The organism is Verrucosispora sp. WMMD1129 (assembly GCF_029581255.1).
GTDB lineage: Bacteria > Actinomycetota > Actinomycetes > Mycobacteriales > Micromonosporaceae > Micromonospora > Micromonospora sediminimaris.
Genome location: NZ_CP120741.1, coordinates 4164996 through 4187420, shown reverse-complemented (window position 1 = coordinate 4187420; position 22425 = coordinate 4164996). Strand labels below are relative to the sequence as shown.

Here is a 22425-nt window from a genome sequence, read left to right as displayed (position 1 = left end):
AAACCCCAACGTCACACTTCCTCGACCGAGCTCGGCTCGCGCCGGGACAGGTCGATACCCAGTTCCTCCGCGGCCCGGAACACCTCGTCGTCGGTCTCGCGCATCTCCAGGGCCACACCGTCGCTGGAAAGCACCTCAACGTTGAGGCACAGCGACTGCAGCTCCTTGAGCAGCACCTTGAACGACTCCGGGATGCCCGGCTCCGGGATGTTCTCGCCCTTGACGATGGCCTCGTAGACCTTCACCCGACCGAGAACATCGTCGGACTTGATCGTCAGCAGCTCCTGCAGGGCGTACGCGGCACCGTATGCCTGCATCGCCCAGCACTCCATCTCGCCGAAACGCTGGCCACCGAACTGCGCCTTACCACCCAGCGGCTGCTGCGTGATCATCGAGTACGGACCGGTCGAACGAGCGTGGATCTTGTCGTCGACCAGGTGGTTCAGCTTCAGGATGTAGATGTAGCCGACCGCGATCGGGTCGGGCAGCGGCTCACCGGAACGGCCGTCGAACAGCTGCGCCTTTCCGGAGGAACCGATCAGCTGCCGACCGTCCCGGTTGGGCAGGGTCGACGCGAGCAGACCGGAGATCTCCTCCTCGCGGGCACCGTCGAAGACCGGGGTGGCCACGTTGGTGTCCGGCTCGGAGGAGTCGGCACCGATGCCCTGGAGCTGCCGCTTCCACTCGGCGTCGTCGCCCTCGACCTGCCAGCCCGTCTTGGCCACCCAGCCCAGGTGAGTCTCCAGCACCTGGCCGATGTTCATCCGGCTCGGCACACCCAGCGGGTTGAGCACGATGTCGACGGGCGTGCCGTCCTCCAGGAACGGCATGTCCTCGACCGGCAGGATCTTGGAAATGACGCCCTTGTTGCCGTGTCGGCCGGCGAGCTTGTCACCGTCCTGGATCTTCCGCTTCTGGGCGACGTAGACCCGGACCAGCTCGTTGACGCCCGGCGGCAACTCGTCGCCGTCCTCCCGGGAGAAGGTACGCACGCCGATGACCGTGCCGGTCTCGCCGTGCGGCACCTTCAGGGAGGTGTCCCGGACCTCGCGCGCCTTCTCGCCGAAGATGGCCCGCAGCAGCCGCTCCTCCGGGGTCAGCTCGGTCTCGCCCTTGGGCGTGACCTTGCCGACCAGGATGTCGCCGGGGACGACCTCGGCACCGATCCGGATGATCCCGCGCTCGTCGAGGTCGGCGAGCATCTCCTCGCTGACGTTCGGGATGTCGCGGGTGATCTCCTCCGGGCCGAGCTTGGTGTCCCGCGCGTCGACCTCGTGCTCCTCGATGTGGATCGAGGTGAGCACGTCCTGCTGCACGAGGCGCTGCGACAGGATGATCGCGTCCTCGTAGTTGTGCCCCTCCCAGGTCATGAACGCCACGAGCAGGTTGCGCCCGAGCGCCATCTCGCCCTCGTCGGTGCACGGACCGTCGGCGATGACCTGGCCGGCCTCGACCCGGTCGCCCTCGAAGACCACCGGCTTCTGGTTGACGCAGGAACCGGCGTTGGAGCGGCGGAACTTGTGCAGCAGGTACGTCCGGCGGTGGCCGTCGTCCTGGTGGACCGTGATGTAGTCGGCGCAGAGGTCCTCGACCACGCCACCGACCTCGGCCACGACCACGTCACCGGCGTCGACCGCGGCACGGTACTCCATGCCGGTGCCGACCAGCGGGGACTCGGCCTTGACCAGCGGCACCGCCTGACGCTGCATGTTCGCGCCCATCAGGGCCCGGTTCGCGTCGTCGTGCTCCAGGAACGGGATCATCGCGGTCGCGACCGAGGTCATCTGCCGCGGCGACACGTCCATGTAGTCCACGGCGGCCGGCGGGACGTCCTCGGTCTCGCCACCCTTACGGCGGACCAGGACGCGGTCCTCGGCGAACGAGCCGTCGGCCCGCAGCGGGGCATTGGCCTGCGCCTTGACGAACCGGTCCTCCTCGTCCGCGGTCAGGTAGTCGATCTGGTCGGTGACCCGACCGTCGATGACCTTCCGGTACGGCGTCTCGATGAAGCCGAACGGGTTGACCCGGGCGAAGGTGGACAGCGCGCCGATCAGACCGATGTTCGGGCCTTCCGGCGTCTCGATCGGGCACATCCGGCCGTAGTGGGACGGGTGCACGTCGCGGACCTCGAAGCCGGCCCGCTCCCGGGACAGACCGCCGGGGCCGAGCGCGCTCAGCCGCCGCCGGTGGGTCAGGCCCGCCAGCGGGTTGGTCTGGTCCATGAACTGGGACAGCTGCGAGGTGCCGAAGAACTCCCGGATCGCGGCGACGACCGGACGGATGTTGATCAGGGTCTGCGGCGTGATCGCCTCGACGTCCTGGGTGGTCATCCGCTCGCGGACGACCCGCTCCATCCGGGACAGGCCGACCCGAACCTGGTTCTGGATCAGCTCGCCCACGGTACGCAGCCGCCGGTTGCCGAAGTGGTCGATGTCGTCGGCCTCGTAGCCCTCCTCACCGGCGTGCAGCCGGCAGAGGTACTCCACGGTGGCGACGATGTCGTCCTCGGTCAGCGTGCCGGTGGTGATCGGCACGTCCAGCTCGAGCTTCTTGTTGAACTTGTACCGCCCGACCTTGGCTACGTCGTACCGCTTCGGGTTGAAGAAGAGGTTGTCGAGCAGGGTCTGGGCGTTCTCGCGGGTCGGCGGCTCGCCAGGGCGCAGCTTTCGGTAGATGTCGAGGAGCGCCTCGTCCTGGCCGGCGATGTGGTCCTTTTCGAGCGTGGTCATCATCAGCTCGGACCAGCCGAACTTCTCACGGATCTGCTCGGCCGACCATCCGATGGCCTTGAGCAGCACCGTGACGGCCTGCCGACGCTTACGGTCGATGCGAACGCCGACCGTGTCGCGCTTGTCGATGTCGAACTCCAGCCAGGCACCCCGACTCGGGATGACCTTGACGCTGGAGAGGTCGCGGTCGGAGGTCTTGTCCGGCTGCTTGTCGAAGTAGACGCCCGGCGAGCGGACGAGCTGGCTGACCACCACCCGCTCGGTGCCGTTGATGATGAAGGTGCCCTTCGGCGTCATCATCGGGAAGTCACCCATGAACACCGTCTGGCTCTTGATCTCGCCGGTGGTGTTGTTGGTGAACTCCGCGGTCACGAACAGTGGCGCGCAGTAGGTGAGGTCCTTCTCCTTGCACTCCTCGATCGAGGCCTTGACCTCGTCGAAGCGCGGCGCCGAGAAGGAAAGCGACATAGTGCCGGAAAAGTCCTCAATGGGACTGATCTCGTCGAGGATCTCCGCGAGACCCGAGCGTGCGTGCGGGTCGTCCGCCGACCGGCCCTGCCAAGCCTCGTTGCCGACGAGCCAGTCGAAGGACTCGTTCTGAATGGCGAGGAGGTTGGGGACCTCGAGGTGTTCGGTGATCCGACCGAAGGAAACTCGGCGGGGAGCGAATGCGCTCGACGTACGACTGGTCTTCGCAGGGCGGGAAGCTGCCAAGATGCGTCCTTCCGAGGACCGGTGCTGCAGAACGGCTGGTACGCGTGCACTCCAATGACCCCACCAGAAATATCCACAAACGGACATTTCCGAGCAGGGGTCAAGTCGGAAGGCAGCGCAAACTAGCAGTGTAGCCGAGAGGCTAACCGCTGTCCAGCCCACCCCGCAGGTTGTTGCGGAACGTGCCTCAGGACCCCTCGAACGGGTCGCACCGGGCCGCTCGGAACGCAACGTCCCTGCCGGGCCGCCCGGGTCTGCGTGGCGAGTGGTGCTGCCGCTGCATTACCCGCGCGGTGGCCGTCGCAAGCGCGGAAGGTCTTGCTCATGTCAGCGTGCCTGGCAGCCCAGGGCCGCGTCAAGGGCCGTTGTCGGCATCGGACGCTCTTTCCCACCCACGAGCGAGTCCACCGGCCCGGTCCACGCGCCGCAGACCGGGTTCCACGCCCTGCTCACGCCGGTTGCGGGCCGGTACACGAACACGGCGGACGACGATCCACTGTCGGATCGCCGCCCGCCGCGACGTGCTCTGCCCGGTTCACGCGAGCCGGGACGGCCAGGTGGGACTCAGGTCACTTGAGGGTGACCTTGGCGCCCTCGCCCTCGAGCTTGGCCTTGGCCTTGTCCGCGGTCTCCTTGTTGACCTTCTCCAGGACCGGCTTCGGGGCGGCCTCGACCAGGTCCTTGGCCTCCTTGAGGCCCAAGCCGGTCAGCTCACGCACGACCTTGATGACCTGGATCTTCTTGCCACCGTCGGCGTCGAGGATGACGTCGAACTCGTCCTTCTCCGGCTCGGCCTCGGCGGCAGCGCCACCGGTGGCCGGACCCGCCATCATCATCGCGGCCGGGGCGGCGGCGGTGACCTCGAAGGTCTCCTCGAACTGCTTCACGAACTCGGAGAGCTCGATCAGCGTCATCTCCTTGAACGCGTCGAGCAGCTCGTCGGTGCTGAGCTTCGCCATGTCTGGCGTCCTTTCCTAATGGTTCAAACTAAAGAACGTGGTGTGCCGGCGCGGCCTCAGGCCGCCTCGGCACCTTCCTTCTCGCGCTTGTCCTGCAGGGCGGCCGCCAGGCGGGCGGTCTTCGACAGCGGGGCCTGGAACAGGGCCGCGGCCTTGCTCAGGTTGCCCTTCATCGCGCCAGCCAGCTTGGCCAGCAGCACCTCGCGGGACTCCAGGTCGGCGAGCTTCGTGACCTCGGCCGCAGAAATGGCCTTGCCCTCGAAGACGCCGCCCTTGATGACGAGCTTCGGGTTGGCCTTCGCGAAGTCGCGAAGGCCCTTCGCCGCCTCGACGACGTCGCCCGAAACGAAAGTCAGCGCGGTAGGACCGGTGAACAGCTCGTCGAGGCCGGAGATGCCCGCGTCCGCCGCGGCACGCTTGGCCAGCGTGTTCTTGGCAACCGTGTAGCTGGTCTCCTTGCCGAGCGAGCGCCGCAGCTGGGTGAGCTGGGAGACCGTCAGACCGCGGTACTCGGTCAGCACGGTGGCACCCGCGCTCCGGAAGCTCTCGGTCAGCTCCGCGACGGCCGTGGCCTTGTCGGCCCGGATCGGCTTGTCCGCCATGTCCCTCCTCTCTCGTTGCTCGAGGCTGGTCACCGTCGCAGGCGAGCGCCTGTGACGGGGCGGAGGTGTCGCGGCAACAGAAAAGCCCCGGCGCAGGGCGCACGGGGCGAGGACGGCGGAATCACATGGTCGGCGGACCACAGGATGCTGCCGATGTCGCTTGCCGCCCTACGCGGGTCGCCCGTCTTCGCGGGACCTTCGACCGTGCCGGGGCACGGTGACCAGCGGTCTCTGGGTGGAACTTCGCGCATCAGGCTACGCGACACCCGCGGTGACCGGCAAATCGCCCCCCCGGACCGGCCCGGCGGCAACGGCCGCCACCCGGCCGACAGCTCGATCGCCACGTATGGTCCAGGTCGCTGGCTCGCTGCGGTCCGCCCTGCCCGCCTCGACCGAGGACGCGACCACGCGCTAAGCACGCCGGGTGCGGGCTCGGGCGTAGCCGGTCAGCGCCACCGCCGTCCAGGCCAGCGCCCACACGGTCAGCAGCAGCGCGGTCGAGCCGGACAACGGGCCGACCAGCGCCCTGGCGGTGGGTAGCAGCGGTGGCGCCAGCCACGGCGCGACCGACCCCGAGAAACCGAGCACCAGTACGCCGACCGTACCGAGAGTGAGCACCGCCACACCGTAGCCGGCACTTCGGGTGATCACCCGGCTGGCCAGCGCGCCCAACGCCACGGCCGCCGGCAGGGCGAGCAGGTGCGCCCAGAGACCGAGCGCCACGCCTGCGGGAACTGACCGGTCACCGGGCAGGCTGGGACCGGCGACCCCGCCGACCAACCAGGGAAAGACCAGGGCGGTCGCCACCAGACCAAGGCCGGCCACCAGCGCGGCGACCAGCCCCGCCGCCTGCTCCCGTGCCGGGCCGACCGCGACCAGAGCCAGGCGGCGCTGCACGTCCGGCTCCACGTCCAGCAGGATCTTGGTCTGCCAGGCCAGCACGGGAAAAAGCACCACGGCCGATACGCCGTAGGCCTCCGCCGGCTGGGCCCGACCGCCGCCGTACAGGATGCCGAGGGTGAGCAGGCCGGCCAGCACCGGTGCCAGCGCCCGTCCGGTACGCAGGAAGCCGGCGAGCCGGAACCGGACCAGGGCGGTCATCGGGCCACCTCGGAGGACGGTCCCGCCCCCGGCCGCATGGCCGCGGGCGGTGCGCTCTGGCCGCGTACCCGCAGGACGTGGTGGCCCTCGGCGCGCAGGCGGGCGACGGTGGCCGGCAACTGCCCGACCGGGACCTCAAGCTCGACCACCGCGACCGCCGCCGCATCCGACGGGGCCCGCTCGACCACCGCCCCGTCGGCCACCAACCACTCCCGCCCGCCGGGCAGCCGGACCGTCTCCCCGCGATGATCGCTGACCAGCACCGACCCGCCGTCGGCCAGCACCTCGTCGACCACCTGCGGGACCAGCTCGCGAGCCGCCGCGTCCAGGCCCTCCCAGGGCTCGTCGAGGACGAGCAGGCCGGGCGGACGCAGCAGTGCCTGGGCCAGGCCGACCTTCTGTGCCGTGCCCTTCGACAGCTGGGACAGCCGGACCGTGCGGAACGGGCCGATGCCCAGCCGGTCGACCCAGCGCCGCACCGCACGATCCGCCGTGATCGGGGACAGCCCGGCGATCCGGGCCATCGCGGCGAGGTAGCCGTCGACGGTGAACGGCTGGTCGGCCGGGAAGCGTTCCGGCACCCAGCCCACCACCGACGGCCGGTCGAGCACCCGCCCGCGGGACGGCCGCAGGACTCCGGCGACGAGTTGGAGCAGTGTCGACTTGCCGGCACCGTTGCGGCCGAGCACCACCACCGCCTCGCCCGGCGCGACGCCTACCTTCACCTGGCGCAGCACCCACGGACCGCGCCGGTTGTACCGCAGCCCGACGTCCTCCAGCCACATGCCGTGAGCCTGCCACAGCGGACAGACGAACGCGGCCCCGCCATGAGTGGCGGGGCCGCGTCGGTGCGTCGTGCTCAGCTGTCGGCCGAGCCCTCCTGCAGGTTCTTCACCGCGTTCGGATCGACCGGCACGCCCGGTCCCATCGTGGTGGTGAGGGTGACCTTCTTGAGGTACTTGCCCTTCGCGGCCGACGGCTTGGCCCGCAGCACCTCGTCGAGGACGGCCGCGTAGTTGTCGACCAACTGGGCCTCGGAGAACGAGGCCTTACCGATGATCAGGTGCAGGTTCGAGTGCTTGTCCACCCGGAAGGTGATCTTCCCACCCTTGATGTCCGACACGGCCTTGGTGACGTCCATGGTCACCGTACCGGTCTTCGGGTTCGGCATGAGACCGCGCGGGCCCAGGATCCGCGCGATCCGGCCGATCTTGGCCATCTGGTCGGGCGTGGCGATCGCCGCGTCGAAGTCCAGCCAGCCGCCCTGGATCCGGGCGACCAGCTCGTCGGTGCCCACCTCGTCGGCACCGGCGGCGACGGCCTCCTCGGCCTTCGCGCCGGCCGCGAAGACGATCACGCGGGCGGTCTTACCGGTGCCGTGCGGCAGGTTGACCGTGCCGCGGACCATCTGGTCCGCCTTGCGGGGGTCGACGCCGAGGCGCATCGCGACCTCGACCGTGGCGTCGAACTTGGTGGCGGTGCTCTCCTTGGCCAGCTTGACGGCCTCGACGGGGGTGTAGAGCTTCGACTTGTCGATGGCCTCGGCGGCCTTGCGGTAGCTCTTGCTGCGCTGCATGTTCTGTCTACTCCTGTGGTCTCTGGCGGGCCGCGGTGCTCGCGCGCCCTCCCACGATCCGTACGGGTCGGTGGTGGCCGACGTCAGTCGGTGACGTTCAGACCCATCGACCGGGCGGTGCCGGCGATGATCTTCTCAGCCTGGTCGAGGTCGTTGGCGTTGAGGTCAGCCATCTTCTTCTCGGCGATCTCCCGCAGCTGAGCGCGGGTCACCGAGCCGACCTTCTGCGTGTGCGGGACGCCCGAGCCCTTCTGCACACCGGCAGCCTTGATCAGCAGCCGGGCGGCGGGCGGGGTCTTCAACACGAAGGTGAAGGACCGGTCCTCGTACACGCTGATCTCGGCGGGGACGATGTCGCCCCGCTGCGACTCGGTCTGCGCGTTGTACGACTTGCAGAACTCCATGATGTTCACGCCGTGCTGACCGAGCGCGGGACCGACCGGCGGCGCCGGAGTCGCCTGGCCCGCCGGCAGCTGAAGCGTGAACGTCTTGACGAGCTTCTTCTTCGGAGGCATGTCTCTTCCTGGGGCTTGGAACTGGGAAAGGTTCACACGACACCGCCGTCGGGGCGCGCACGGTCAGCGCGCATGCGACGGCGGCGACGTTCTAGGGTAGCGCAGACCTGGTTCCCGACGGCCACGGAGGTGGGCCGGGCGGGTGAACCGGACGAACGACGACCACCGGCGGCGGTCGCCCGCCACCGATGGTCGACAGCTCAGATCTTGGCGACCTGGTTGAAGTTCAGCTCCACCGGCGTCTCCCGGCCGAAGATCGACACCAGCACCTTGAGCTTCTGCTGGTCGGCGTTGATCTCGCTGATCGTCGCCGGCAGGGAGGCGAAGGCGCCGTCGGTGACCGTCACCGAGTCGCCGACCTCGAAGTCGAGGACCTTGACCTCCGGCTTGGCCTTCTTCTGCTCGGTCTCGACGGCAGGTGCCAGCCACTTGAGCACCTCGTCGAGGCTCAGCGGCGCCGGGCGGTCGGCCCGGTCCGTGGCACCGACGAAACCGGTGACCCCGGGGGTGTTGCGTACGCAGGAGTAGGACTCGGCGGTCAGCTCCATCCGGACGAGGATGTAGCCGGGAAAGACCTTCGCCTGCACCTGGGAACGCTTGCCGTTCTTGACCTCGACCTCTTCCCGGGTCGGCACCTCGACCTGGTAGATGTAGTCCTCCATGTCGAGGGACGTGATCCGGGTCTCGAGGTTGGTCTTGACCTTGTTCTCGTAACCGGCGTACGAGTGCACCACGTACCAGTCGCCCGGTGCGTAGCGCAGCTTCTGCCGCAGCTCCGCAACCGGGTCGAAGTCCTCCTCGGGAGCGGGCTCGGTCATGGCGAACTCCGACTCGTTGGCGGCCTCGACCGACTCGTCACCAGCCGCCGTCGCCACCGTGGACTGCTCGTCCGGGGTCGCGGCGGTCTCGTCGTACTCAGGCACGCTTGCTCACTTCCGTCACTATCGCACGTTCAGCCGGTCAGCTGGGGTTGCCGAAGACCCACAACACGCCCTTGGCGAAGCCGTAGTCCAGGACAGCCACGATCGTCAGCATCACCGTGACGAACGCGATCACCACCGCCGTGTAGGTCAGCAGTTCCTTGCGGGTCGGCCAGATGACCTTACGCAGTTCGGCCACGACCTCGCGGATGAAACGCGCGATGCGGCCGAAGAGGCCCACCCTGTCGGCGTCGGTACGCGTCTTGCGACCGTCGGCGGAATCGGCCTTGGCCCGCGAACGGGTGGCGGTGCCACCCCGCGAAACCGGCTCGTCCGCGTCGGTGGCGTCGTCCTCGGCGCTGTCGTTGACGACCTCGTCGTTCAGGCGCTCGTCGTCGGCGTCCTCGCCGCGCCGCTTGTTGTCGGCCACTTCGCCCTCCGTCGCGGGATGTCGGTGTCGCACGCAGTGCGCGTGCGCGGCGCTTGGTCACGCCGGCCGGACCAACCGTCCCGGGACGGGCCGCGGCCGGCGGATCAACCGGAAGGCCCGATGCCTCGGAACCTCCCCGCCGATGCCACCACCACGGGCCGGACGCCACCGGAAGGCGGCGGGACCCACGGAACGGTCAGGCCTGAGGCGCAGGGGTGACAGGACTTGAACCTGCAGCCTGCGGTTTTGGAGACCGCTGCTCTGCCAATTGAGCTACACCCCTGTGCGGCAACGCTCACCCCGCCCGGTCACACGACCAGGCAGGGGTCACTTGCCCCACGGCGGACCAGTGTACGGGTACCGACCCGACTTTCCCAACCGGTCTACCCGACGTGCCGCGCGGTACCGGTCAACCGGCCGTGCGCACGGTGGCCCGCGCCTGCGAGAGCACCTTCTCACCGAGGCAGGTGGCGGTTACGTCCAGCCTGGTCAAACCGGCGTCGGTCACCTCACGGACCACGGCAGTCACCACGATCTCGGTGCCGGTGTCGTCGTCCGGGACGGCCACCGGACGGGTGAACCGCACGCCGAAGTCGACCACCGCGTCGGGCGAGCCGGCCCAGGTGGTGACCGCCCGACCGACGAGCGCCATGGTGAACATGCCGTGGGCGATCACACCGGGCAGACCCACCTTGGTGGCGAACCGGTCGCTCCAGTGGATCGGGTTGAAGTCGCCCGAGGCACCTGCGTAACGAACCAGGTCCGCCCGGGTCACCCGGAACGTCTGGGTGGGCAGTTCCACGTCAGGCCTCCCCGCGTACGACGAGCTTGGACCAGACCGCGACCACCGACTCGCCGGCGGTCGTGCTGACATCGGTCCGCGTGGTCAGGAACTCGTGGCCGCCCCGGCTGGTGATCTCCTCGACGGAGTTGACGCAGACCAGCTCGTCGCCGGCCACCACCGGCCGGGTGTACGCGAACCGCTGGTCGCCGTGGACCACCCGGCTGTAGTCGATGCCGAGCGCCGGGTCCTCGATCAGCTGGCGGCTGGCGGCCATGGTGATCACCACCGGAAACGTCGGCGGCGCGACCACGTCCGGGTGGCCCAGCGCGCGGGCGGCCGCCGGATCGTGGTGGGCGGGATCGGTGGCGCCGATCGCCGTCGCGAACTCGCGGATCTTCTCACGGCCCACCTGATAGGGGGCGGTCGGCGGATAGGTCCGGCCGACGAAGGACTGGTCCAGGGGCATGCCGCGAACCTACACGCAAAGCACGATCGCCGATCCGAGCGGTCGGCGTCGGCTCAGCCGCGCCGTCCGTAGGGACCGGCGATCAGGATACGTGCGCAGCCGGGCCGATCGGCCCGGGCAGGTTCAGCGCGTTTCGCGGTGCAGGGTGTGCCGTCCGTCCCGGGGGCAGAACTTCTTCAGCTCGATGCGGTCCGGGTCGTTACGGCGGTTCTTGCGCGTGATGTAGTTGCGCTCCTTGCACTCCACACACGCCAAAGTGATCTTCGGCCGGACATCGGTCGCCTTCGCCACGGCGGAGTGCCTTCCTCGATAACGGATACAACTACGGCGCTAAAGCGTACGCGCCACCTGGGCGGACACGCAAAGCGGGCGCCTGTGGCGCCCGTCCCACCGACCACCGGAGATCCCTCCGGGGCGGACGAGAGTAGCGGTGGCCGGACTTGAACCGGCGACACAGCGATTATGAGCCGCTTGCTCTGCCATCTGAGCTACACCGCCGCGGTGGGCCCAGCCGGACCCTCTGAGCCCCCTTACGGAATCGAACCGTAGACCTTCTCCTTACCATGGAGACGCTCTGCCGACTGAGCTAAGGGGGCCTGCGCGATCACTCGGTGCCCGCGCAGAGGTAAGAGTACACGGCCCGATCGTACTGGTGAAATCGGATCCCCAGGGAGGTCGTACGCCCAGCTCAGGGCACCACGCGCAGCCTCGGAAGCTCGCTGCTGGAGATCGACTCCAGATCGACCTGGGCACCGAACCACGCTTCCAACCGCTCGTACGGCAGTGGGCGGCTGAACAGGAACCCCTGGCCGACCTCGCAGCCGATGTCCTGGAGCAACTCCAGGGTCAGCTCGCTCTCCACGCCCTCGGCCACCACGGTGAGACCGAACTGCTGGGAGAGGGTGACGACGGCGTTGACGATCGCCAGGTCCCCCGGATCGGTGGCCATGCCCTGAACGAAGGAGTGGTCGACCTTCACCTCGTGCACCGGCAGCCGGCGCAGATGGGCCAGCGAGGAACTGCCGGTGCCGAAGTCGTCCACGGAGAGCCGTACGCCCAGGTCTCGCAGGCGGCGCAGGGTCGGGATCGGGCGCTCGGTGCCGTCCAGCACGCCGGCTTCCGGAATCTCCAGGGTCAGCAGCTGCGCCGGAACGCCGTACTCCTCAAGCAACTCCCGCACCTGCTCCGGGAAGTGCTGGTCGGTGAGCGTACGCGCGGAGAGGTTGACCGCGACGGCGAGCGACTGACCGCCGTGTGCCCAGTCCCGGCTGTGCCGCAGCCCCTCCCGGAGCACGAACTCGGTGAGCCGGCCGAGCTGACCGGTGTGCTCGGCCACGGCGACGAAATCCGCCGGGGTGACCGAACCGTGCGTCGGATGCTCCCAGCGGGCCAGGCACTCCACCCCGATGAGGCGGCGGTCCCGCAGCGTCACCTTGGGCTGGTAGTAGACCTCCAGCTCGCCGTTGTCGAGGGCGTTGCGCAGGTCTCCGGCGAGACCGAGCCGGTGCAGCGACCGCGACTCCAACGCCGGCGTGTACAGCTGCACGCTGCCGGGGACCGCCTTGGCCGCCGTCGCGGCCACGTCCACCCGTTGCAGCAGGGTCGCCGGGGCGTCGCCATGATCCGGGTGTACGACCACCCCGACCGCGGTGTCCACGTCCAGCGTGAGCGAGTCGAAGACCATCTCGTCGCGGATCTGTTCCCGCAACTGGCCGGCAAGCTCCACTGCGGCGTCGGCGCTCTCCAGCCGCAGGGTCACCAGGAACTCATCGCCACCGGCCCGCCCGACCAGCGCGGCCGACGGCACACAGCCACGCAGCCGGTCGGCGACCTCGACCAGAACCTTGTCGCCCGCAGCGTGGCCGAGCGCCTCGTTCACCTGACGCAGCCGATCGACGTCGAACAGCAGCAGCGCGACCACCTCGCCGGGCGCCCGGATCCGGACCGCCTCGGCCAGCGCACCGAGGATGCGGCGGCGGTTGGGCAGCTTCGTGAGCGCATCGTGGTAGGCGTCGTGCCGCAGCCGGTCGACCAGGCGGGAATTCTCCAGCGCGACCGCGGCATGGGCGGCGACCGTCTCCAGAATCGGCACGTCGGCCGGGGCGAAGTTCCCCACGTCGCTGAGGCGGTTCACCACCTCGATCGTGCCGATGACCACCTGTCCGGAGCGCAGCGGCACGGCAATGACGTCCTTGACCTGCTGCCGAGTCAACTCGCGACGTAGTTCCGGTTCACCGCCGAGCAGTCGCCCGGCCGCCAGGGTCTGACCGGACTCCAGGGTGCGCTGACGAACCGTCACCGGGGTTTGCGCCACATCGAGCAGACCCCGATCGTCCAGCCGGGCGGTGAGCAGTACCTCCGGATGCCGGCCCTGGGCCGGCAGCCACAGCGTGGCGTACTCGGCCTGCATCAGGGCCCGGATACGTCCCAGCAGGATGTCTGCGAGATTTCCCTCCGCACCGACACTGGCCATCGCGCGGGTCAGCTCGTACATGTCACCGAGAGTGCGGTGCTGCCGGAGGAAACGCGCGTATGACCGGTAGAGCAGCACGCCCGCAATGGTGATCGCCCCCAACAGCAGGGTCGACCACAGGGTGCTGGCCAGGGCGATCAGGATGAGTAGACCGATCGCGACGTTCAGCGCGAGAGTGAGAAAGAGCTGAACCGCCGTACTTGCCGTCTCCCGGGAGCCCTGCCAGCCCTGCAGCAGGGTGATCACGCCGACTACCGCGACCAGGCTGATGAGGCTGTTCGCGGTGATCGCGGCGAACAGGACAGCCCACGTGCCCGGGCCGACCCCGTCGAACGGCAGCGCCACCGCCACGACAAGTCCCGCGACCGAGACCCCGGCCGCATCCCTTGCCACGTTGAACCACAGCTTCGGCGGCGGATAACGACGGTAGGCCTGCGTGATGATCGCCGCGCAGGTCGCAATCACCACGACCAGCAGCGGGCTGAGGCTGTAGAAGGCGAGAACCAGTGGTATCTCGGTGAGGGTGACGACAAAAGCCTGCCGCCGGACGACGAAACTCAGGGTCGGGATGCCCGCAATGACCATCACGACCAGCAGGAGAGCCGCCAGGAGCAGATCCCGCTCGTCGAACTCCGCGGTGAAGACCAGTATGGCGATGCTGGCAACGGCCAGCGCCGCGAGGGGCGTGGTGATCAGCCAAGCGGTCGCGATCGGGCGGCGCGGTGCCTCTCTAGTCGGCACGCAGGTGCCCCCTCACCAGATTGCCGAGTGCCTCCCGGTCAGCGTGTGCTCGAAACGACCACATCGTCTGGTGCGGGGGCGCCCCACTCAAGGCCGTTGGCCTGGAGCGGGTTGTTCTCCCACCCGATACCGACGAACTGCGCATCGCCGAATCCGACCACGGCAGCACTCACCGTAGCGAGCATGGCGATTGCCGCGACTGCGGCAAGCACTCGACCACTCCTTCGACGAGACATCGGGAGCACTCCTGCCTTCGGGGGTGTAGTGACGGGTACGCCGATCGTGCCACAGCCCAGGCAGCCGGAAAAGCCAGCGAACGGGCATAGCCGTCCCCCGGACGTGCGACCAGCCGTCGTCGACCGGCTTCTGGGCCGGTAGCACCCCATCGGAGCATCTGAGGGTGCCCAAAACGACAAGGCACCGGTTTTGCCGGTATTGGCCGGAAAACCACGAACCTGGCAGGTTCGCGTACACGTCGCTCCACCACTCTCGCCGCTCCGCGCCCCGCGGTCAACGTCCACTCGCGAGAGTGGCGCACATGCGACGCAACAGACGGCAGCACGGCCCCAGGTCCCCGGACAGCCACCTCCCCCAGCACCGAGGAACAGCGAACAGGGTCAATGTACGCCCGCCACCCCGTCGGGCCACGCCCAGGATCGTCGATGTAGTGGACCGGCCGGGCGGTGGTCAACCCGATCAGGCGCGGGCACCGCTCACCGAACGGGGACGCGACGTAGGCCCACGAAAGAGCCCCCTCACCAGATCTCGCTGGTGAGGGGGCTCTTTGTGCACCTGGTGGCGGGTAGAGGATTCGAACCTCTGTAGCTTTCGCGACGGATTTACAGTCCGCTCCCATTGGCCGCTCGGGCAACCCGCCAGGGCGTACCACCGCACCGTGGCGCGGCGGCGGAAGCAAGGATAGCGGCTCCACCCGTTGCCGCCGCAACCGGGTACCGTCAGGGGGTCGTACCCCTGGGCAACCAGGGCCAAAGGATCACAAAACAGCCAGACAGCAGGAGCATGAGTATGGCAGCGAACCCGTCGTTCGACATCGTGAGCAAGGTCGATCGCCAGGAGGTCGACAACGCCCTCCGGCAGGCGGACAAGGAGCTCGGGACGCGGTTCGACTTTCGGGGCACGGGCGCCGAGATCTCCTGGTCTGGTGAGGAGGCGATCAGCCTCCAGGCGGAGACCGAGGAGCGGGTCCGGGCCGCGTTGGACGTGTTCAAGGAGAAGTTGGTCAAGCGGAACATCTCGCTGAAGTCGCTGGACGCAGGTGATCCTCGCCCCTCGGGCAAGGTTTTCAAGCTCGACGCCAAGGTGATCCAGGGCATCGACCAGGACAAGGCGAAGGCGATCAGCAAGAAGATCCGCGACGAGGGTCCCAAGGGCGTCCAGGCCCAGATCCAGGGCGACCAGCTGCGGGTCACCGGCAAGAAGAGGGACGACCTTCAAGCGGTCATCGCGCTGCTCAAGGCCGAGGATTTCGGCGTGGCCCTCCAGTTCACCAACTACAGGTAAGTCGGGGCCGTTGTGGCCGGCAAGGAGGCTCGTCACGCCCGGTGACCTGGGCAGACGTGGTCGCCAATGGTCGTCGTTTGTCACTTCTGTCTGACGTTCGACGGCCTGGCGACGGCCTAGCCCTGCGGCCTCTCCGTCGATCGAACCAGCCACGCGGGTCGTGCAGGCGCTGACCTGAGCCGCCAAGAAAGATCGTCCACACGCCTTTCAATCCGTACGCACGTTCGACAAAATCGGCTGAACCGGCCGGGGAGTGTGGAGATGGCAGACAAGAGCTCCATTGAGTGGACTGAAGCCACCTGGAACCCCACGACCGGTTGTGACCGCATCTCGCCCGGCTGCGATCACTGCTACGCGCTGACCCTATCGAAGCGGCTAAAGGCCATGGGCTCCGCTAAGTACCAGACGGACGGCGATCCGCGCACCTCCGGACCCGGCTTCGGAGTTGCCGTGCACCCCACCGAGCTGACCCTCCCTCTGAGGTGGCGAGACCCTCGGGTCGTGTTCGTCAACTCGATGAGCGACCTGTTCCACGCGAAGGTTCCCTTCCACTTCGTCGAGCAGGTCTTCGAGGTCATGGCGGCAACCCCCCAGCACACCTACCAGGTGCTTACGAAGCGGGCGATGAGGCTGGCCAAGCTCGCTCCTCGGCTGACCTGGCCGGCCAACGTTTGGATGGGGGTCTCTGTCGAGGACGACGATCACACGGAGCGCATTGACCACCTTCGCCAGGTGCCCGCCGCCGTTCGGTTCGTCTCAGCCGAGCCGCTACTCGGCCCGTTGAACGACTTGAACCTAGACGGCGTCGGTTGGCTGATCGCCGGTGGGGAATCAGGCCCTGGCTGTCGGCCGGTCGATCCCGATTGGGTGCGATCCCTGCGCGACCAATGCGTCGCCGACGGGACGGCCTTCTTCTTCAAGCAGTGGGGCGGCAGGACGCCAAAGGCCGGCGGACGAGAGCTGGACGGCCGGACGTGGGACGAGATGCCCCTTCCGACAGAACCGCTACTCGTCGGCCGGTAGGCGATAGGGCTCGCGGGGCGGCTCATGCTTGTAGCGCGGGACAGTATTGATCACCTTGGCCATCGGCGGTATCAGCGACAAGACGCCCGACTTCTCCTCCCGTTCGGCTTCGACCTTCGCGACGGCCTCGGCCCGCATTCGCGGCTGGGCATCGGCCGCCATGCGGTAGATATGACTCATGATCTTCTCGCCAGCGTCGTGGTCCGTAGCGAACACCATCTCGTAGATGTCCGCTCCCCTGGTGTTCTTCATCTGGAACGAATGAGTGGCCTTGTAGCCAAGGATGTTCTCTAGCCGCCACCGGATGAGGTTCAGCAGCTCGTCACGCAGCTCCGCCGCGCTGAGGCGGCCCTGCTGCCGAGCTTCGTATGCGTCCCGCCACACCTCGGTACCGAACATCGCCGTAACGCGCTTTGCGAAGCGCTCGGCATCTTCCGGATCAACGGACGCCAAGCCCCGGGGCAGCATCGACGGAGCAAACAGAAGCCACAGCTCCGCTTTCGACCTGCTTCTGTGCTTGAACTTGGCAAGCGCCTCCAGTGTGGCCCACTCGATCTCCGCAGCCTGCTGGTCGAGCAGCACAAACGTAGGTGCCCAGTGCCACTCCTCCGCCGTAAGACGCTCCAGGACCTCGCTAACCGTCTTGTTGCAGTCTCCTGGTACGACTTCAAAGTCCCGGCCGGGGTAGGAGGTTCGCAGTTCCGCCTCCAAGCCTGCTGCCTGGCCCGGCAGCTCGAAGAAGACCGCCTTTGAGAACGGGGGCGCGGTGTCGAGCGCTACCCTCGGCGACCCGCTGATGGGCTCGCCGGTCGTGCGGCTAAGGTTCCTGTCTTGTCCTGCGAAAAGGTCCAGGTAGAGGGTGCGACGCGACTTCTGCGACGCCTTCGTGAAGGCCGGCAGGTATGCGGCCAACATGGATAGCTTCTGCTCGGTCCAGTAGCCCCAGGTGCGTGGGCTCCGCCGTTGCCCGCCTCGACGAGACAAGGATTCTCCCGGTTGGCGCTGAGGGGATGGAGGGCATCAATGCTCGCAGCCTGGCAAAGGCCGGCGCTAACCGACGCGCCGGCGGCGCGGTTAATCAGATCAAGCAACTGTCTGCTAATACGAATCTTCTTGCTTTTCGACAGAATGTCTGTATATGCGCCACCATTTGTTATGGCTAGTTGATAAGGCATTCCAGATTGCCCATCGGCCAGGTAGTGCCATCCCGTCTGCCTTCGACCCGCCCTACCGGGGAGCGGGCCGCCGCCCGGCCCGCCATGTCAAGCGGACCTTGACGGCTCGTACGGACGCTGGCGGGTCGGGCGGTGGTCTGCTCGGCTTGCCCGGGTCGATGGCGGGCGGGATGGCCCGCGCAACCACCCACGGACCCGCCGGCTGCCGGCGATCTTCGGCCATCCTGGAGCCGGAGCGCCCCCGCCGGAGGCGCCCTAACCGCAACCCCGCGACCACCGCCAGCTCGCCGACGCGGCCGGCGTGCGCTCCCCTACGCCGCGCGGGTCCTGGCCGCGCGGCCCGGCCGGCTGCCGGCCCACCACACCAACCGTCAACGGCCTGTCGTCCTGCGGCGGCCCACCGGGCTCCCCGCTCTCCGCGCCAGCCGCCGGGCATCAGGCGTGACGGCCGCAGAGCGACAGCGGCGCGGCCGGCGCGCGCCCTGGCGGCGGCGCGTGCGGCCCGTCAAGGGCCGCCTTGAAGACGTACAGAAACTTTGAACCACTTCGCCGGCAGGCGGCCGGTCAGTGCGCGTAGACCGCCGTGGCGTCGTCGCTGCCCTTGTTGCGGGGCCACTTGGTGCCGGTTGGGTCGGCTGCCTCGATCGCTCGGACCCGGCGGATCAGCTCGGTCGGACCGTGCTGGTCCAGAACGTCGAGCACTCCTCGCCAGTCGAGGAGGTCGAACATCGTGACCAGTCGTGCGGCACCGTCGGTCAGTACCGCTAGCCGTCGGACTGCGGTCAGCGGGACGTGCCCGGTAAGGGCGTGCGTGACGACGGTGGGGTCAGCCGCGGCGACCCAGAATCCTCCGGGCTGGTTCCTCAGCGCCAGCTCGGCGTGCTTCATCCGCAACAGCGCGGCCTGCTTCTGCGCGGAGCCGAACGGGTACCGGTTGGCCTCAGCGCGTTCTGTCCGGGCTGTCGTGTCGACTCGGTCATCGTTGATGACCTCGATGCCGTCGGTGGTCTCCACAACAACCGTCGTGTCACCGAGCACGAGGTACTGCAATGAGTCCTCGGTGAGCCGGATCAGGGCGGTAGTTGCTGATGGGGTGCCAGGATGGTGCAGGTCGCACTCAGGGTGCATCCGGGCGGTGATGCCGATGGCGTCCGTTAGGACGTCGCCGAGCTTCCTGCCCTCGTCGACAGCGAGGCCGGTGATCGTGGATCCGAGCTTGGCGGCGTACCAGGCAACGCCGTGGACGCAGCCGGTGTCCGTGCGCGCGGTCGCGCCGTCCAGGACGACGATCAGTCCTTGCGCGGCGGCCACCCAATCCTCGTTGGGACGCAGCGGGTTACCTGGATCGGTCGCGGTCGCTACTCGCATCAGGCACCGTCGGCGCGATAGAGCGGTGTCAGGCGCTCGGTCGACAGGATCTTGCGCCGGTCCTTCGGGTCGTAGACGCACTTGATGACGGTCGAGAACCTGCGGTTCTTCAGCTCCTTGTACAGCTCGGCGAGGTTGGTTGTCACGAAGTGCGCAGCGCCGAGGGTGCCCTGGGCGTGGGTACCTGCCAGATAGAGGAAGGTGCCCTTGCCGTCTGGCCGGGGAAGCCTGCCAACGTACCCGTAGTCGGCCGTCTCTCCACGATCGCGTGGGGACCGGTAGTCCTGTCCGGTCGTCACGTCGTGGATGTACCAACCGTCATCGTCCACGAGATACCGCAGGTGGGGGTCTGCTTCCATAACCTGTGCCAGGAACGGCAACAGCCGGGGGTTTGTCAGGACGATCAGGTTCGGCCGGTTTAGGTGCACGTGGCCCGGCGGGGGTACGACTTCATATCCCGAGTCCAGGCCGACTGTGCGAGCCAACTCGGACAGCATCTCGTACGCGGTGAAGGACTCAACCGACACCACCTCGCCGGGATCGTGTCGGTTCGCCTCCTGCTTGCCACCGATGGCGACCGTCAACTTGCCGGCACCGAGGAACGCACGCTCCGGACGCACCCCTGCCGAGAGCAGCTGCGACACCCGCGACCGAGACATCCCGAGCAGGTCAGCGATGCGACCCTGCGTCATGCCACCGGCAAGCAACTCCTCGATGGTTTCGCGCCGCACACGCGACAGCTCCGCGATGGCCACCTGGTACTCGTCGATCAGGGCGCTGACCTTCTGGGCGCGTTCAGCCGGATCCGCGATGTTCGCGGCACTGCCGGGGTCAAGCACTGGATGTCCTCTCTGTCCAGGGGGCTAACTACAGCCTAGTTTGTCGCCTGCCCTGACACCCTCCACCACTCGGACAGACCCCCTAAACAATCTTGTTTAGGGGGCTTTACATGCCTGGTTGAGCCTGCTTGACTGTTTTCAAGCCCGCAAACACCAAGTGTTGATGGGGCTTAACAAGTCGAGCACTCGTCCACCGGGGACGCGCTCAAGACACAGGAGGTCAGTTGTGAAGTTGTACATCGCCACCGAGGGCAAGCAGGTAACGGTGTCGAAGGACCCGGAGCCGAAGAACGACCAGCACGGCAACCAGCGGTCGGAGAAGAACACCGGCCGGCCCATGTGGTCCACCCAGGTCTTCGTTCTCGACGAGACGGGCGGTGAGGTCATCACCATCACCACGGCAGGTGAGAAGCCGGGCGTGAAGGTGGGACAGCTTATCGCCGTCGAGCAGTTGGAGGCCATCCCGTGGGCGACCAACGGGCGCAACGGCACCGCGTTCCGTGCCCTCTCGCTGAAGCCGCTGACTGGCACCTCGGCCACCAAGTAGTCCTTCGCACAGCGTGCTGTGTGAAGCCCACGGTGTCCCTCTCGCGCACCTCCGCGCGTAGCGGCCTGATGGTCCGCTGATCTGTTCCACGTCGTCCGGAAGCGGTTCTGGCTCGCACGTTTCCGGCCGGTGGCCACGTCAGGTGGCCACAACACTATGAGGCGCGGGGTCGGTACTGGCTCGCATACCTGCCGACCCCGCCTGCCCTCCAACCCGTTCGCCTCCAATTGTGGGGAGTGGTTGTCGTGCTCATTTCCGCTGTCGTGTTCGCCGTCGTCGCGGCGACCTTCTACGCCGGTCACCAGGTGGCCGATCACGTGTTCGGCCAGTCCGACAAGCAGGCCGCGCACAAGGCCGCGCCGGGATGGCATGGCTGGCGTCATCTGCTGGGCCACATCGTGGCCTATCACTTCGTGGTGGTGGTCATGCTGGCCATCACCATCGCGGCGCTGGATCTGCCCGTCACGATGCTTGGCCTCGCCGCTGGCCTGGGTTTCTCCGCGATCAGTCACGCGATCCTCGACCGGCGCTGGCCGGTGCGGTGGCTGCTGACCCACACCGGAAGCCGCGATTTCGCGGACCGGCAGGCCCCCATCTGCGGGATGTACCTGGCCGATCAGTCCCTCCACGCCGGATGCCTGTGGGTGTCGTCCCTGCTCATTGCCTGCCTCTAAACCCCACCACCGAAGGGAGCCCCATCGTGGGCCGCACGTACCTATTCAGCGAGGACAGCAACGGCCGTGTCCGTGAGGTCAAGGTCGACCCGAAGCACCTCGACAAGCAGATCCGCGAGGAACGCGCCGCCGGGCGCACCCCGACCGTCCTCGACGAGGACGAGCGCATCCGCTTCGGGCAACTCGCTCAGAAGTTGCGGAGCAACGGCTGACCTTCGGTCAGCGTCTCGAAAATTCGAGCGCGGGGCCGGTACTGGCTCGCAACCTGCCGACCCCGCTCTCTTCCAACCCATCCACCCCAACCAGGGAGGACGTGTCATGTCCAAGTCTAGCCCTCGTCGCCCGTTCGGCGGGAAGTCAACCGGAACGGTGACGGTCATCGAGGCCCGTGTTCACCGTTCCTGGGCTCGGAACGCCCGGATGGCGTTCGTCCTGACGGCGGTCATCGCCGGCATCTTGGCGGCCGTGGTCGCCTCGTCCTACATGCACCCGATCCTGGCCCTGTTCGTCGCCGTCGCTGTCGGCGTCCCCCTGGGCGGCATCGTGTGGGTGCTGGTCCGGATCTGGCCGGTGATCCGGCTGCTGTGGTGGTGGACCCCGGAAATCATCCTCGCCGGCCTGCTCCTGACCGGCTGGGTCCAACTCGCCTCCCACACCCCGACCCTGGTGACGCTGCTCGTCGTCGCCCTGGTCGTCGGCATCCCGGCTGGTGTTCCGGTGATCCGTCGCCGGCTGGTGGCGTGGGGATGGTGCCTGATCGTTCGGCATCGGCTGCGGGTGTGCTTCGCGCAGTTCATCATCGCCAACCAGTCCGGTTCGCTGCCGCTGATCCTGTGGGCCGTCCCGACCCCGGTCGGGGAACGCGTCTGGGTGTACCTGCGGCCCGGGCTGTCGGTCAAGGATCTGGAATCGCGGTTGGACAAGATTGCCGTGACCTGCCATGCCTCCACCGTGCTCATCGAACGGGCATCGGACGGCAACTCCGCCTACGTGCGGTTCGACATCAAACGCCGCGAAGTCCTCACCGCCAACGTCGGGTCGCCACTGGTCGACGTGATCGACCCGGACACCCCCACCGTCGAGCAGACACCTGTTCAGGTGCCGACCGCTCTGGACCTGCCCGACGTGCAGGCACCCACCATCACCCTCCCCAAACAGGGTGATCGGAAGCCGGTCAAGCCGGCCGCGACCACGACGGCCAACGGCACCAAGCCGACGTCGGTGGATGCCGACGACGACGTTTCCGACTGGATCTAACCCACCCATTC

23 protein-coding genes and 4 tRNA genes are annotated in these 22425 nt (G+C 67.8%); 6 read left to right on the top strand and 21 right to left on the bottom strand.

Translation table 11 applies throughout. The annotated features are described in order from the left end of the window. Positions 1-11: 11 nt before the first annotated feature. From O7624_RS19540 to O7624_RS19455, 18 genes are all read right to left on the bottom strand, one after another. Entirely contained in the window at positions 12-3443 is a 3432-nt protein-coding gene (locus tag O7624_RS19540; RefSeq protein ID WP_204000258.1) for a DNA-directed RNA polymerase subunit beta, read from the bottom strand. Between the two features lie 569 nt (positions 3444-4012). Next, on the bottom strand, positions 4013-4402 hold the full coding sequence (rplL, locus tag O7624_RS19535) for a 50S ribosomal protein L7/L12 (protein ID WP_210829560.1): 390 nt from the start codon (positions 4400-4402) through the stop codon (positions 4013-4015). Between the two features lie 56 nt (positions 4403-4458). Beyond that, positions 4459-5004: a 50S ribosomal protein L10 gene (gene rplJ / locus O7624_RS19530; protein ID WP_013735964.1), complete on the bottom strand. Its 546-nt coding sequence runs from the start codon at positions 5002-5004 to the stop codon at positions 4459-4461. Positions 5005-5415: 411 nt separating this feature from the next. Continuing rightward, positions 5416-6105, bottom strand: a complete 690-nt coding sequence (locus O7624_RS19525; RefSeq protein WP_282236834.1) for a hypothetical protein — start codon at positions 6103-6105, stop codon at positions 5416-5418. Continuing rightward, entirely contained in the window at positions 6102-6890 is a 789-nt protein-coding gene (locus O7624_RS19520; protein WP_282236833.1) for an ATP-binding cassette domain-containing protein, read from the bottom strand. The genes O7624_RS19525 and O7624_RS19520 overlap by 4 nt, the downstream gene beginning before the upstream one ends. 74 nt (positions 6891-6964) lie before the next feature. Next, positions 6965-7681, bottom strand: coding sequence for a 50S ribosomal protein L1 (gene rplA / locus O7624_RS19515; RefSeq protein WP_281564774.1), 717 nt, complete (start codon positions 7679-7681; stop codon positions 6965-6967). Between the two features lie 83 nt (positions 7682-7764). Then, positions 7765-8196, bottom strand: coding sequence for a 50S ribosomal protein L11 (rplK, locus tag O7624_RS19510; RefSeq protein WP_093403591.1), 432 nt, complete (start codon positions 8194-8196; stop codon positions 7765-7767). A 200-nt stretch (positions 8197-8396) separates the two neighbouring features. After that, positions 8397-9119, bottom strand: coding sequence for a transcription termination/antitermination protein NusG (gene nusG, locus O7624_RS19505; RefSeq protein WP_093403589.1), 723 nt, complete (start codon positions 9117-9119; stop codon positions 8397-8399). A gap of 37 nt (positions 9120-9156) precedes the next feature. Next, the gene (gene secE, locus O7624_RS19500; RefSeq protein WP_093403588.1) at positions 9157-9546 is read right to left on the bottom strand and encodes a preprotein translocase subunit SecE; all 390 of its coding nucleotides are present in this window, start codon (positions 9544-9546) and stop codon (positions 9157-9159) included. Between the two features lie 210 nt (positions 9547-9756). After that, positions 9757-9829: transfer RNA gene (locus O7624_RS19495), tRNA-Trp, on the bottom strand. A 126-nt stretch (positions 9830-9955) separates the two neighbouring features. Further along, positions 9956-10348, bottom strand: coding sequence for a MaoC family dehydratase (locus O7624_RS19490; RefSeq protein ID WP_093403586.1), 393 nt, complete (start codon positions 10346-10348; stop codon positions 9956-9958). Between the two features lies 1 nt (position 10349). After that, a complete protein-coding gene (locus tag O7624_RS19485) occupies positions 10350-10796 on the bottom strand; it encodes a MaoC family dehydratase N-terminal domain-containing protein (RefSeq protein ID WP_282236832.1) in 447 nt (148 codons plus the stop codon). A gap of 123 nt (positions 10797-10919) precedes the next feature. Then, positions 10920-11087, bottom strand: a complete 168-nt coding sequence (gene rpmG, locus O7624_RS19480) for a 50S ribosomal protein L33 (protein ID WP_093403583.1) — start codon at positions 11085-11087, stop codon at positions 10920-10922. A 134-nt stretch (positions 11088-11221) separates the two neighbouring features. Then, positions 11222-11294, bottom strand: a tRNA-Met gene (locus O7624_RS19475). A gap of 25 nt (positions 11295-11319) precedes the next feature. Further along, positions 11320-11392 (bottom strand) — tRNA-Thr (locus O7624_RS19470). A gap of 92 nt (positions 11393-11484) precedes the next feature. Then, on the bottom strand, positions 11485-14010 hold the full coding sequence (locus O7624_RS19465; RefSeq protein ID WP_282236831.1) for a bifunctional diguanylate cyclase/phosphodiesterase: 2526 nt from the start codon (positions 14008-14010) through the stop codon (positions 11485-11487). Positions 14011-14048: 38 nt separating this feature from the next. Then, a complete protein-coding gene (locus O7624_RS19460; RefSeq protein ID WP_170863405.1) occupies positions 14049-14222 on the bottom strand; it encodes a hypothetical protein in 174 nt (57 codons plus the stop codon). Positions 14223-14803: 581 nt separating this feature from the next. Further along, positions 14804-14887: transfer RNA gene (locus O7624_RS19455), tRNA-Tyr, on the bottom strand. 149 nt (positions 14888-15036) lie between these two features. On the opposite strand from O7624_RS19455, the gene O7624_RS19450 reads away from it, so the two are divergent. Continuing rightward, positions 15037-15531, top strand: a complete 495-nt coding sequence (locus O7624_RS19450; RefSeq protein ID WP_210936658.1) for a YajQ family cyclic di-GMP-binding protein — start codon at positions 15037-15039, stop codon at positions 15529-15531. A gap of 261 nt (positions 15532-15792) precedes the next feature. Then, positions 15793-16554, top strand: a complete 762-nt coding sequence (locus O7624_RS19445) for a phage Gp37/Gp68 family protein (protein WP_282236830.1) — start codon at positions 15793-15795, stop codon at positions 16552-16554. Here O7624_RS19445 and tcmP read toward each other — a convergent pair. The 3 genes from tcmP to O7624_RS19430 all read right to left on the bottom strand — a co-directional run bounded on the left by tcmP (position 16537) and on the right by O7624_RS19430 (position 19852). Further along, a complete protein-coding gene (gene tcmP, locus O7624_RS19440; RefSeq protein WP_282236829.1) occupies positions 16537-17538 on the bottom strand; it encodes a three-Cys-motif partner protein TcmP in 1002 nt (333 codons plus the stop codon). The two genes, O7624_RS19445 and tcmP, sit on opposite strands and share 18 nt — an antisense overlap. Before the next feature lie 755 nt (positions 17539-18293). Continuing rightward, entirely contained in the window at positions 18294-19097 is an 804-nt protein-coding gene (locus O7624_RS19435) for a protein phosphatase 2C domain-containing protein (protein ID WP_282236828.1), read from the bottom strand. Continuing rightward, a complete protein-coding gene (locus tag O7624_RS19430) occupies positions 19097-19852 on the bottom strand; it encodes a sigma-70 family RNA polymerase sigma factor (protein WP_282236827.1) in 756 nt (251 codons plus the stop codon). The genes O7624_RS19435 and O7624_RS19430 overlap by 1 nt, the downstream gene beginning before the upstream one ends. Before the next feature lie 310 nt (positions 19853-20162). Between O7624_RS19430 and O7624_RS19425 the strand changes: the two genes are divergently transcribed. The 4 genes from O7624_RS19425 to O7624_RS19410 all read left to right on the top strand — a co-directional run bounded on the left by O7624_RS19425 (position 20163) and on the right by O7624_RS19410 (position 22414). After that, on the top strand, positions 20163-20483 hold the full coding sequence (locus O7624_RS19425) for a hypothetical protein (protein ID WP_282236826.1): 321 nt from the start codon (positions 20163-20165) through the stop codon (positions 20481-20483). A 236-nt stretch (positions 20484-20719) separates the two neighbouring features. Further along, a complete protein-coding gene (locus O7624_RS19420) occupies positions 20720-21157 on the top strand; it encodes a DUF3307 domain-containing protein (RefSeq protein ID WP_282236825.1) in 438 nt (145 codons plus the stop codon). Positions 21158-21183: 26 nt separating this feature from the next. Next, a complete protein-coding gene (locus O7624_RS19415) occupies positions 21184-21369 on the top strand; it encodes a hypothetical protein (protein WP_282236824.1) in 186 nt (61 codons plus the stop codon). 106 nt (positions 21370-21475) lie between these two features. Then, the gene (locus O7624_RS19410; RefSeq protein ID WP_282236823.1) at positions 21476-22414 is read left to right on the top strand and encodes a hypothetical protein; all 939 of its coding nucleotides are present in this window, start codon (positions 21476-21478) and stop codon (positions 22412-22414) included. Positions 22415-22425: the final 11 nt, after the last annotated feature.